A 12440-nucleotide genomic window follows, 5' to 3' on the forward strand; every position below is an offset into this window, starting at 1 on the left:
GTTTGAGCCGCCAGCCTGATTCGTAAAATCAGAACCAACGGCTCAAACTACTCATTGTCAGCTAATCTATTCGGCAACGGGTTCCTCTCCTGCTAAAGTCTCCTCTTCGCCTTCTTCCCGCTTAATCTTAGTTACCGACGATATTTCATCCCCATCGCGCAGGCTGATTAACCGTACGCCCTGCGTATTACGTCCAATGACGTTGATCGCATCAACCGGGGTCCGGATGGCAATCCCCGATTTGTTGATGATCATCAGGTCGTCATTGTCCGCAACGTCAAGCACGGCCACCAGTCGACCGACTTTCTCGGTCACTTTCAACGTACCGACGCCTTTTGCGCCCCGGTTCGTGATCCGATAGCCATCGATGTCCGAACGTTTGCCGTATCCTTTCTCGGATACCACCAGCAGTTGGGCATCTGCCGAGGCAATACACACCATACCGACTACGTGGTCGGTTGAATCGTCCTCATCCAGCGAGATACCCCGAACACCAGCGGCCGTACGTCCCATCGGACGAACCCGGCTCTCGTGGAACCGAACCGCTTTACCAGCACTCGACGCGATGACAATATCATTGTCCCCGTTGGTCAGGCAAACGCCGATCAGCTGATCGTCTTCATCAATCGTAATGGCGATAATGCCGTTCTGCCGCGGCCGCGAAAACGCTTCCAGCATGGTTTTCTTGATCGTGCCCTGGCGCGTACACATCACAATGTAGTTATTGTTGATGTAGTCCTCGTTCTTGAGGTCCGATACGTTGATAACCGCCCGGACTTTATCGTCCGACTCGATGTTGATGAAGTTGGCCAGGGGCCGACCTTTCGCCGTCCGTGACCCTTCGGGCAACTCATATACCGGCAGCCAGTACAGCCGCCCTTTCTGAGTGAACGCCAGCAACGTATTATGCATAGTCGCCGTAAAGAGGTGTTCGGTAAAATCTTCCTCTTTGGTAGCGGCTGCCTTGGCCCCAACCCCTCCCCGACTCTGCGACCGGTATTCGGTGGTTGGTGTCCGTTTGATGTAGCCTTCGTGCGAAATGGTAATAACCATGTCCTCGTCGGCAATCAGCGACAGGTCACTGATGTTACCGTCCCCAAGGGCGTTGATCTGCGTCCGACGCGCATCACCATAACGGGCACGGATGTCGACCAGCTCGTCTTTGATTACCTGACGCTTGCGGTCTTCACTGGCCAGAATTTCTTTGTAGTCAGCAATTTCCTGCATCAGCTCGTCGTACTCGGCCTGCAGCTTATCCCGCTCCAGACCCGTCAGCCTTTGCAGACGCATCTCCAGGATGGCCTTAGCCTGCACATCGCTCAGCGAGAACCGCTCCATTAAGCCGGTGCGCGCGACTTCAGGATCACGCGACGAACGGATCAGTTCGATCACCGCATCAATATTGTCAAGCGCAATCAGCAGGCCTTCCAAGATGTGCGCCCGCTTCTCGGCTTCGCGAAGCTCATACTGCGTACGACGGGTAACTACCTCGAACCGGTGCTCGACGTAATACTTCATCATATCTTTCAGGTTCAGCAGCATCGGACGCCCTTTTACGAGCGCTACGTTGTTGATGCTGAACGACGACTGCAACGCCGTGTGCTTATATAAGTTATTGAGCACTACGTTCGCAATGGCATCTTTGCGCAGATCGTACACCACCCGCAGGCCATCCCGGTCCGACTCGTCGCGGAAGGCCGTAATGCCTTCGATCTTCTTGTCGTTGATCAGTTCGGCCGTCTTTTCGAGCATAACGGCTTTGTTGACCATGTACGGTACGTCCGTTACAATGATCTGCGTTTTACCCCGGTTCTCTTCGATGGTCGCGTTGGCCCGCATCACTACCCGGCCACGACCGGTTTTAAACGCCGACTTAACGCCTTCCATGCCGTAGATCGTAGCCCCCGTAGGAAAATCGGGCGCTTTCACGTACTGCATCAGCTCCTCTACCGTAATGTCGTTGTTGTCGAGATAAGCGATGATACCATCTACAACTTCGGTCAGATTATGCGGAGCCATGTTGGTCGCCATACCGACCGCAATCCCCGACGAACCGTTTAGCAACAGGTTAGGAAGCTTGGCAGGCATCACGCTCGGCTCTTCAAGCGAGTCGTCAAAGTTGGGCTGGAAATCAACCGTTTCTTTGTAGATGTCGGTTAATAGTTCTTCGGCAATCCGTTTTAGCCGGGCTTCGGTATACCGCATAGCCGCCGGCGAGTCGCCATCGATGGATCCGAAGTTTCCCTGCCCGTCCACCAGCGGATACCGCAGCGACCAGTCCTGGGCCATACGGACCATTGTATCGTAAACCGACGAGTCGCCGTGGGGGTGATATTTACCGAGCACCTCCCCGACGATACGGGCCGATTTTTTATGAGGTTTATTGTAATTAACCCCTAGTTCAGCCATTCCGAACAATACCCGCCGATGCACTGGCTTAAGGCCGTCGCGGACGTCGGGCAAGGCGCGGGAGATAATAACCGACATTGAATAATCAATGTAGGCACCGCGCATTTCGTCCTCAATGTTGATGGGAATAATGTTACTAGGAGTTTCGAGGTCGGGATTTTCTTCCGCCATGTGATAAGTGAGTTTCGCAGAAAATTACTATTCCGGCACGCACAGTACGCGCATATCGCCGTATAGACAAATATACAAAATTTTCAGGAGAACTAGAAATAATACCGTAAATACACGCGCACAAGGCGTAAACCGGCGCTTTTGGCTCATTTATCCGGCTCATAACACCGGAATGAAACCGACCGGTATCATCTAAATGAAATACAATTCTATTTCAACAAAAATGTATCCCTGCAGTTATGGTTAATGACCGGCGAAACGTTTATGATTTGATGCGTGGATCGAAGGTAAACGGTTCATTTCCCTTGAGCCGGATACGTCCGAAATCCGGATGGGCCGGATTGAGTAAAAAATTCCATTCGTGGCTGATAATGGCAGACGGCACCCGAAGCAGGGCCGTGCGGCCAGTCCGCAGCCACTCCCCTCCTATCCGCTGGCAGACGTCGTATTGACGGAAATCAACCCAGTCGGCGGGTAACGTATCAGGCTCTATGGTTTCGAAGCCAAGTTCATCAGGAACGTCAATCAGCATTACCCGGAACGTGTCGAGCAACCCCTCCCCACTCCGGTGCACTACGTTCTCTAAACAGGCCAGCGCCCGTGTTGCGGCTGTATAAATCACAAACTGCCCCCGGCTATTCCAGCGTGCAGCACCGCCCGAAGCCGCCAGTCGATCCGCGTAGACGGCCTTTGTAATCCGATAAACCAGCATGCAAATAAAGATTCCGTAGTAAGCGACTGCTAAGCCAGATCACCGTATTCGATCCGGGTGACCTCATCCATTACCAGGTCAATTCCGCCTGAGGTATGCAGCAGGTCAAACGGAATCTGATTGCCTAATCCATACGCCGGTTTATCCATCCAGCGTCGAAAGGCATCCGCCGAACCAAACACAAACTCGCCCGTTCGGAATAACGCCATGATTTTGAGCACTTTCTCACTATCCTGCGGATTCAGCTTTTTCTGTTCACGCTCGTAGCGCTGGAAGGTCTTGAGGGACGTATCGAACACTTCGGCCAGCTGCTCACGCTTGTAGCCGGTTAAATCGGCGATATCGAAGAATGAGGTGGCCGGAATTCCTTTGAGGGCTGAAAGAACGATGGCAGTACGGTCCTGGATCATAGCAATACAAACATACGACTTTTGTCTGTAATACAAAGAAATTTGTCTTATGGTTCAACCTGACTCGTCCCTACCGTTTTATCAGATTCAGCGATAATCACAGCCTTTGTCGACTTTTGGTGGTTAGTATAATCAAACTCAACGTCTGGATGCTATGAAACCAACCCCTTTTTTTCTGGTCACCTTTTTAGCCGTAGTGGTATTTACCAGCGGTCAGGCCCAGTCGACCACCGGCGGAAAAAGCGGTGGGTCTACAGCCTCAACGGGTTCAGGCTATTTAACCGGCGGTAAACGAAAAGCGGCCAGTAATCCGCAGAGCATGACCATCGCGGATGAAGGTGCTTCCCGCGATTATATGTACGTACCGCCGAAACAAACAAAGAACCGATCAGCTTCACCCGACGGCTCATCCAATCGGAAAGAATCAAGCGCTAACGCTACGTCTGCCGGTTCCTCTCCCCAAAAAAGCACTCGGTCGGGCAAACGGGCGTCGGCAAAAAGTAACCCGTAAGCCGAAATTGTCAGCGTCCGGCTCAAACCTTACCGGCGACTGATGGTTTAGTTAATTATCGTTCAACTAGTTAATCAACGTTATGAAACGGATAACCTTAGCAATTTGCCTGGCCGTCAGCACATTAAGCTTTCAGGCCTGCAACGAAAACAAAAAAGCAAGCGACGACAGTGTCGAAAACGCCCACGATGCGAATGATCTGAAGGAACAGAACGACACAGGTCAAAGCGACGACACAAACGATTTCGCGGTAAAAGCCGCCAATGGTGGTATGCTCGAGGTGGAACTGGCCCAGCTTGCCCGCGAAAAAGCCCAGAGCAGCGAGGTGAAAGAGTTTGCGGCCATGATGATCGCTGATCACTCAAAAGCCAACGACGAACTGAAAACGATTGCGGCCAGTAAAAACATCACCCTGCCAACCACGCTGGGCAAAGAAGGCCAGGAGCATGTCGATGAATTAAGTAGATTATCCGGTGCTGAGTTCGACAAAAAGTACGTGGATATGATGGTCGATGATCACGAAGAAGACGTCAAATTGTTTAAGGAAGCAGCCGACGATGCAGACGATCCAGCCGTAAAAGCCTTTGCGGTAAAAACCCTGCCCACGCTGCAAAAGCACCTCGAACGGATCACCACCATTGACAAGAGCATGAAGTAATCGCGAAGCTTACATACAGAAAATGCCCGGTATGTACCGGGCATTTTCTGTATGTAACGTATTTGGTTTACGTCAATGCTCCCTCGACGGTAGCTTTGGCATCGTGATACACTCCCTTGACGGAATCAGTAACCGAAGCTAGTGCATGCTTCGCCGACATCCCGACTTTGTGCGCTTTGTATCGGTATTTTGCCCGATCATACGTACTAACCGGAATAACCGACGAGCGATTGCGCGACAGCAGCCACAGACCGCCGAGTACGGCCGCCCCTACGGCAAGGGCCATGACGATGGTCTGCTTCTGCTGCTGTTCAGCTTCTTCTTTTGGGGTCATGTCTTTTCGGACGTTGGCCGCAACAACCGGATCTGGCAATACATGCGCCATAGCCACGGTTAGCTTATTTTTCCAACCTGCCACTACGTGGTCTTTGCCGCTCATCAACGCCTGATACCCTTCTTTGGCCACCGCTGCCGGATCGGCCGTTTTGTTGGGGTCCGCTCCTTTTGCCTCCGTTGCTCCGGCGGCTTTAAAGAAATTTGTGTTCGTAGCCCCCGGCATCAAAACCGTAATGGTAATATTCGTTCCCTTCAGTTCGTTACGTATGGCCTCCGAAAACGATTTTATAAATGCTTTCGTGGCTCCGTAAACGGCCATCATGGGGTTAGGCGCAACAGATACTTCGGAACCGAGCATCAGGATTTTTCCTTCGTTCCGGCTGGTCATATCTTTTAGATACAGCTTGGTCAGGTGCATGAGCGCCACGGCATTAACCTGCACAATATCCAGTTCCTTCTGAAGATCGGTTTCGGTGGCAAACATGCCGTACTCCCCAAATCCCGCATCGTTCACCAGCACATCAATCTGTATTCCCTGCTGGCTGGTGTCGGCGTAGATTTCGTCGGGCGCTTTCGGGTCCGATAAGTCTTTGCTGATGATCGTTGTCTGGGTGCCGTACTGGTTCTGAAAATTATAGGCCGACTGTTGCAGGGCTTCCTCATCGCGCCCAACCAGCACCAGGTTATAGCCGTCTTTGGCGAACAGTCGGGTAAGCTCACGACCAATGCCGCTGCTGGCTCCCGTAATCAAGGCCGTTTTTCCATTCTGTTTGGTTTCCATAGTTGAGTTGTTTAGTTCATTCGTTGGGCCAGATCAAACCGGATGATTGAGATGATCTAAAACGGTTTCAGGATCACTTTTGTACAATCGTCTTCTTTCTTCTTAAAAATGTCGTAGGCCCGCGAGATTTCCTCCAGAGGCAGTACGTGCGAAATAATGTCGTCGAGCACGACTTTGCCGTCAACGACCAGATTCAGCAGGTGATCAATATTTTTGTGTACCTGCGACTGCCCGTAGCGAACGGTCAGCCCTTTATCGAAGATGCGTCCAATTGGGTAGTTGTCGGTGGGGGCACCGTAGACTCCGACAACGGACACAATACCGCCCCGACGCACCGCCCGGAAGCATTGTTCGAGTACGCTGGTCGTTCCTTTTTCCAGATTGATAACAGCTTTGGCTTTATCGAGAACCGACCGGTGGGCTTCCATACCCACGGCATCCACGCAGAGGTCAGCGCCCCGCCCTTCGGTCATGCTCCGGATCACCTCCACTACGTCTACCTCGTTGGGGTTCAGCGTTTCCACATTGTTGACCCGCTTGGCCCGTTCCAGTCGGTAGTTAACCGGATCAATGGCAATGACTCGTCCGGCCCCCTGCAGCCAGGCCGATTTCTGCGCCATCAGGCCAACCGGACCGGACCCAAAAATGGCTACGGTTTCGCCCCCGCTCAGTTCACCCCACTCGATGGAACTCCAGCCGGTCGGGAAAATATCGGATAGAAACAGCACCTGTTCGTCTTTGAGCTGTTCGGGTACGTGCCGAAGACCATAATCAGCAAACGGCACCCGGACGTACTGTGCCTGTCCGCCATTGTAGCCGCCGTATAGATCGGAATAGCCAAACAGGCCTCCTCCTTTTTCGGAGAGCAGCCCTCCGTCGGGTCCGTACGCTTCAGGATTTGAATTTTCGCAGTGCATCTGCAGCTGATGCTGACAGAAATAGCACTTGCCACAGGCAATCGTAAAAGGTACGACAACCCGGTCGCCTTTTTTGAGATTGGTCACCTCCGAGCCAACCTCCTCAACGATGCCCATAAATTCGTGGCCCAGCACCTCGTTACGTAACTGGGGCAGGAAGCCGTCGTAAATGTGCAGGTCGGAGCCGCAGATGGCGGTGGACGTAACGCGCAGGATAACATCCCGCGACTGCTCAATTTTGGGGTCATCCATGGTTTCGTAACGGATGTCGCCAACTTTGTGAAACACTGCTGCTTTCATACGAAGCGATGAAAAAGTTGCGTGAACTGGTCTGTCAAGGATACCTCAGGACATGCTACCAGCATCTATCCGTAACTTCCACTCGCTTCGCTTGGTTTAATTTACCAACTATGTGGGATACGTAGGGGTACGTAATAAATGTGATTTCTGCGCAAAAGCAAAAAGCCCCCGCCGGTACCAGCAGGGGCTTTTCGCTAGAATCTATTCGATTACTTCACTTCTTCGTAGGGGACGTCGGATACGTTATCGCCGGCTGGCTGACCCTGGTTAGGGTTCGTGTTGCCACCGTCGAAACCGGCCGTGCCATCCGCTGGGTTGGCACCCGCGCCGTTCGTCGCGTTATACAGTTCCTGCGAAGCCGTAGCCCAGGCCGCGTTCAGTCCTTCGAGAGCCGAATCAATGGCCGCTACATCGCGCGAACCGTGCGCCGTACGCAACTGACCGAGAGCCGCTTCGATCGCCGATTTGTTGCCTTCCGACAGTTTGTCACCGTAATCTTTCAGCTGCTTCTCCGTCTGGAAGATCATCGAGTCCGCCTGGTTGACTTTCTCGATTTTTTCGCGTTCTGCTTTATCGGCGGCTTCATTGGCTTTGGCTTCTTCGCGCATCCGGTTGATTTCCGTCTCGGTTAGACCGCTCGACGCTTCAATCCGGATCTTCTGCTCTTTACCGGTGCCTTTGTCTTTGGCCGTTACGTTCAGAATACCGTTGGCATCCACGTCGAAGGTTACTTCAATTTGTGGAACACCGCGCGGTGCTGGTGGAATATCCGACAGGATAAACCGGCCTAACTGACGATTTTGCTGCGCCATTGGCCGCTCCCCTTGCAGGATGTTGATCTCTACGCTCGGCTGGTTGTCCGAAGCTGTCGAGTACACCTCCACTTTCTTGCTTGGAATGGTCGTATTCGCTTCGACCATTTTGGTGAACACGCCACCCATCGTTTCAATACCCAGTGAGAGCGGGATCACGTCGAGCAAAAGGACATCTTTCACTTCACCCGTCAATACACCACCCTGAACAGCAGCCCCGATAGCTACCGCTTCGTCGGGATTAACGGCTTTCGATGGTTTACGGCCAAACAGCTTTTCAACCTCTTCCTGTACTTTCGGAATCCGGGTCGAACCACCCACCAGAATCACCTCATCGACTTGGCTGGCCGACAGACCCGAGTTTTTGAGAGCACGGCGGCAAGGCTCCAGGCTGCGCTGAATCAACGAATCGGCCAGTTGCTCAAACTTCGCCCGGCTCAGGGTACGTACCAAGTGTTTGGGAATACCGTTCACCGGCATAATGTACGGCAGGTTGATCTCGGTCGAGTTTGAACTCGACAGTTCGATCTTTGCTTTTTCGGCGGCTTCTTTCAAGCGTTGCAGGGCCATTGGGTCCTGACGCAGATCGATAGCTTCATCTTTTTTGAACTCGTCGGCGAGCCAGTCAATGATCACCTGGTCGAAGTCATCACCACCGAGGTGCGTATCCCCATCGGTCGATTTTACCTCGAACACGCCATCGCCCAGTTCCAGAATCGAAATATCGAACGTACCGCCACCCAGGTCGAATACGGCGATTTTCTGATCGTGGTTTGTTTTGTCTAAACCGTAGGCCAGCGCGGCTGCGGTCGGTTCGTTGATGATCCGTTTTACGTCGAGACCCGCAATCTGACCTGCCTCTTTGGTGGCCTGACGCTCGGCATCGTTAAAGTAAGCCGGTACCGTAATAACGGCTTCGGTTACGGTTTGGCCCAGGTAATCTTCGGCTGTCTGCTTCATCTTTTGCAGAATCAGGGCCGAAATTTCCTGAGGTGTATATTGACGGTCGCCAATGCGCACACGGGGCGTAGCGTTCGGGCCGTTCTCTACGTCGTAAGCGACGTTTTTAGTCTCGTTCGTTACTTCATTAAAGCGTTTACCCATGAAACGCTTAATCGAAGAAATTGTGTTTTTCGGGTTGGTGATGGCCTGGCGTTTCGCTGGAGCACCCACTTTACGTTCGCCGTTGCCATTATCCATAAATGCCACCACTGACGGAGTCGTCCGGGCACCTTCACTGTTTGGAATAACGACCGGCTCGTTCCCTTCCATGACGGCCACGCACGAGTTCGTGGTTCCTAAGTCAATACCAATAATCTTTCCCATAGTTACTAATTCAATAGTGGTTTAGCTTCTTGTTGCAGCGGTTGTTAACTGACAGACATCACCTATCTATCAATACAAATGCCAGCGGGCTAATTTGTTCGGTTTGCTGTCAGATTGGCAGAATAACCTGACTGGATGGGCCATAATGACGTTTAGAGACATAATCAAGTCCCGATACGTGGCAGAAAACACGTAACGATAACCTCAATTCCCTCAAAAGCAGAACTCCCGCTGAGTCGTGCCCAACGGGAGTCTGTTCACTGCGTACTGGTAACTATCTTTATAGTGTTATCGACCACCGAACAGACCGCCCAGCATACCACCAAGGCCACCGCCTGACTGTTGGTTACCGCCACCACCCATTGTCCGCATCAAATCATTCATATCCAGTTTCCCATCGGCCATCGCCGACGAGGCCATGCCCATCCAGTCGGTACCCTGCTGACCGGTTGCGGCACCCATGATGCTGTTTCCGTCTACGCTGTTGTCGTTCGGATCAGAGGCTTTGTGCATAAGTTTGCTGAGCACGATCGGCACTACCGCCGAAGCTATCGACATAGCCACCTGGGGCGAAATACCCAGCTTCTGCATCAGGTTTTGTTCGACATGCTGCTGAACACCGCTTGTCACCGGACTCTCGTGCACGTTACTGCCCCCATTGACAACCATACCGAGTAGATTACCCAACCCGCCCCCCTGCGCCTGCTGACCCAGACCGCTCAGGATGCTGCTGGTCACGGTTTGCATTACGTTATCGTTTTGTTCGTTCGGAATGGCCGGATTATTAACGACCGCCTGTCCCGCCTGCTGCTGAACCAGGTTCATAAGGGTTTCAAACATATTCGTATTGTTTTTATAGTTTAAGTTGAAAGCAAACCAAATTGTTTAACCGGGAGTAGATTCAGCGTCGTTAACAGCGCTGTTGAACGAAATTGATAAGTTTGCAGTCAACTAGCACTTCTTGCCATTCAAAACTACCCTATGACGAACGAATCCGATGAACGTAACGGTCAGACTGTCGAAGAACAGCTCCGTCCGTTGCTGGTTGATCTGTATTATCCCGGTGAATCGGATGAGCCGGTTGACGTAGTGACCTGCTACCTGCGACAAGCCGAACCCTTAACCGTTAGCCAGATCAAAGACTGGCAGCTGCTCCCCCCCTCGATTTACGTAGAAGAAATTCCGGAAACAGAGTTCTGGGAGCCGGTTAGTACCGACGAAGCCTGGTATGACGACGAAGAAAAAGCGCGCACGGCTAAGTTTCAGCAGATAAGACAGGTGATGGAAAGCGAACTGAGCGTACGGCAGGTGTTTCGCGTTGGCGAAACCGAGATTGACGTGTATCTGCTCGGCCGACAAGCCAACGGTGAACGGGTGGGGATAAAAACTAAAATCGTGCAGACATAGGATACGAGTAAAAAGAAGCGAGGAGATCGAAGTGAGAATGGCTGATGCATCTTACATAGACGACATCTGCATTCTCACTCCGATCTCCTCGCTTCTACCTACTTGTTCTGTTTACTTCACTTGTTCCACAACGGCGGCAAATGCTTCCGGGTGGTTCATGGCCAGATCGGCCAGTACTTTGCGGTTGAGTTCGATGCCTGATTTATTCAGTGCACCCATCAGCGCCGAATACGACATGCCGTTGATCCGGGCACCCGCGTTGATCCGTTGAATCCAGAGACCCCGGAAATCCCGCTTCTTGGCCCGGCGGTCGCGGTAGGCGTACCCTAAGCCTTTTTCGACGGCGTTCTTAGCAACCGTCCAAACATTTTTACGCCGACCAAAAAATCCTTTGGCCAGCTTCATTACTTTTTTCCGACGCGCCCGTGAGGCAACGTGATTGACGGAACGTGGCATACATTAATTGTTTTTTGACGACTGGCGACCGGCTGACAGGCGCTTAAAAGCCAGTAATCGGGTGAAACGTGAAACCAAGACGCAACCGCGTCTTTTCTTTGTTCTTAGACGTTCAACAACGCTTTGATGCGACGCTCGTCAGAACCATTAACCAGCGTGTCGTGCACTAGATTGCGCTTCTGCTTGGTTGTTTTTTTCGTCAGGATGTGACTATGGAAGGCGTGCTTCCGCTTAATTTTTCCGGTGCCGGTCAGCTTAAAACGCTTCTTGGCCGCCGAATTGGTTTTTACTTTAGGCATTATCGTAACCCGCTTTCGTGAAAATTTAAGTAAACAGGCCGCAAAGATACGAAAAAACCGCAGAAAAACGGCATGTCATTCGGTCTTCTTCGCACGAATAGACTGCGTAGAGCAAGCAGTTCTAAACCGGCATTCTGAAGGAACAGCAAATCCCAGTCTGACAACCTTGATGGCTGGTCAGGCTGGGATTTGCTGTTCCGTTGATGCTATACAGCCAAGGGCACAGAGGTAAACTGCGGTCGGCGCTGCCGGGTAAAGAAACTTATTTCTTTACCGTAGCAACCTTCGGCGTTAAAAATATCGTCATCCGTTTGCCTTCCAGCTTCGGCTCCGCTTCAATTTTACCGTATTCTTCCAGTCCCTTCGAGAACCGTTCCAACAGTTGAAATCCGCGGTCTTTGAACACAATGGCCCGGCCCACGAACTGCACGTAGGCCTTCACCTTGGCCCCTTCTTTCAGGAAGTTGATGGCGTGCTTCAGCTTGAACTCGAAGTCGTGGTCATCGGTATTCGGCCCGAATCGGATCTCCTTGATGACAACTTTGGTGGCATTCGCCTTGATTTCTTTCTGCTTCTTTTTCTGCTCGTACTTGAACTTCGAATAATCGACAATACGGCAGACGGGCGGCACGGCGTTGGGCGATACCTCGACGAGGTCGAGATTCTGCGCCTTAGCCAAGGCCTGCGCCTTGTTAATGTCGTAGATTCCCTGCTCTACATTTTCACCGACCACCCGCACTTCGCGGGCCAGGATGCGCTCATTGACTTTGTAAGGTTCTTCAACCACGCGACGGGGTGGTCTGCGCTGGGGTAATGCCATAGATTATGTTTAGTGTAACTGAAAATCGCTTGGATAACGTACAGGCTGTTAAAAAGTTCGGGAAGCTATTGAAAATACAGATTCAGTGCAAGTTTGACCGCAGTTTACCCGGCCG

At 52.0% G+C, this 12440-nt stretch carries 13 protein-coding genes; 3 read left to right on the top strand and 10 right to left on the bottom strand.

Annotation, left to right across the window (positions count from 1 at the left end):
- Window positions 1–66: 66 nt before the first annotated feature.
- From gyrA to parS, 3 genes are all read right to left on the bottom strand, one after another.
- On the bottom strand, window positions 67–2580 hold the full coding sequence (gene gyrA / locus ACYVBJ_RS16995; RefSeq protein ID WP_460983495.1) for a DNA gyrase subunit A: 2514 nt from the start codon (window positions 2578–2580) through the stop codon (window positions 67–69).
- Window positions 2581–2842: 262 nt separating this feature from the next.
- Window positions 2843–3292: an RES family NAD+ phosphorylase gene (locus ACYVBJ_RS17000; RefSeq protein WP_460983496.1), complete on the bottom strand. Its 450-nt coding sequence runs from the start codon at window positions 3290–3292 to the stop codon at window positions 2843–2845.
- 29 nt (window positions 3293–3321) lie between these two features.
- Entirely contained in the window at window positions 3322–3702 is a 381-nt protein-coding gene (gene parS, locus ACYVBJ_RS17005) for a type II RES/Xre toxin-antitoxin system antitoxin (RefSeq protein ID WP_460979490.1), read from the bottom strand.
- 154 nt (window positions 3703–3856) lie between these two features.
- Between parS and ACYVBJ_RS17010 the strand changes: the two genes are divergently transcribed.
- A complete protein-coding gene (locus ACYVBJ_RS17010) occupies window positions 3857–4213 on the top strand; it encodes a hypothetical protein (protein ID WP_460983497.1) in 357 nt (118 codons plus the stop codon).
- Window positions 4214–4295: 82 nt separating this feature from the next.
- Window positions 4296–4871, top strand: a complete 576-nt coding sequence (locus ACYVBJ_RS17015) for a DUF4142 domain-containing protein (protein WP_460983498.1) — start codon at window positions 4296–4298, stop codon at window positions 4869–4871.
- A gap of 67 nt (window positions 4872–4938) precedes the next feature.
- Here the strand turns inward: ACYVBJ_RS17015 and ACYVBJ_RS17020 are convergent, their stop codons facing one another.
- The 4 genes from ACYVBJ_RS17020 to ACYVBJ_RS17035 all read right to left on the bottom strand — a co-directional run bounded on the left by ACYVBJ_RS17020 (window position 4939) and on the right by ACYVBJ_RS17035 (window position 10183).
- Entirely contained in the window at window positions 4939–5988 is a 1050-nt protein-coding gene (locus ACYVBJ_RS17020) for an SDR family NAD(P)-dependent oxidoreductase (RefSeq protein ID WP_460983499.1), read from the bottom strand.
- Between the two features lie 56 nt (window positions 5989–6044).
- On the bottom strand, window positions 6045–7205 hold the full coding sequence (locus ACYVBJ_RS17025; RefSeq protein WP_460983500.1) for a zinc-dependent alcohol dehydrogenase: 1161 nt from the start codon (window positions 7203–7205) through the stop codon (window positions 6045–6047).
- 209 nt (window positions 7206–7414) lie between these two features.
- Window positions 7415–9343 carry a molecular chaperone DnaK gene (gene dnaK / locus ACYVBJ_RS17030; protein ID WP_460983501.1) on the bottom strand — a complete coding sequence of 643 codons (1929 nt, stop codon included), beginning with the start codon at window positions 9341–9343 and terminating at the stop codon, window positions 7415–7417.
- A gap of 288 nt (window positions 9344–9631) precedes the next feature.
- Window positions 9632–10183, bottom strand: a complete 552-nt coding sequence (locus ACYVBJ_RS17035; RefSeq protein WP_460983502.1) for a hypothetical protein — start codon at window positions 10181–10183, stop codon at window positions 9632–9634.
- A gap of 141 nt (window positions 10184–10324) precedes the next feature.
- Between ACYVBJ_RS17035 and ACYVBJ_RS17040 the strand changes: the two genes are divergently transcribed.
- Entirely contained in the window at window positions 10325–10750 is a 426-nt protein-coding gene (locus ACYVBJ_RS17040) for a nuclease A inhibitor family protein (protein ID WP_460983503.1), read from the top strand.
- Between the two features lie 111 nt (window positions 10751–10861).
- Here ACYVBJ_RS17040 and rplT read toward each other — a convergent pair whose 3' ends face one another.
- The 3 genes from rplT to infC all read right to left on the bottom strand — a co-directional run bounded on the left by rplT (window position 10862) and on the right by infC (window position 12325).
- Window positions 10862–11206, bottom strand: a complete 345-nt coding sequence (rplT, locus tag ACYVBJ_RS17045) for a 50S ribosomal protein L20 (RefSeq protein WP_460983504.1) — start codon at window positions 11204–11206, stop codon at window positions 10862–10864.
- Window positions 11207–11310: 104 nt separating this feature from the next.
- Window positions 11311–11505: a 50S ribosomal protein L35 gene (gene rpmI / locus ACYVBJ_RS17050; protein ID WP_381524364.1), complete on the bottom strand. Its 195-nt coding sequence runs from the start codon at window positions 11503–11505 to the stop codon at window positions 11311–11313.
- 262 nt (window positions 11506–11767) lie between these two features.
- On the bottom strand, window positions 11768–12325 hold the full coding sequence (infC, locus tag ACYVBJ_RS17055) for a translation initiation factor IF-3 (RefSeq protein WP_460983505.1): 558 nt from the start codon (window positions 12323–12325) through the stop codon (window positions 11768–11770).
- Window positions 12326–12440 lie beyond the last annotated feature (115 nt).

The organism is Spirosoma fluminis, assembly GCF_054778895.1.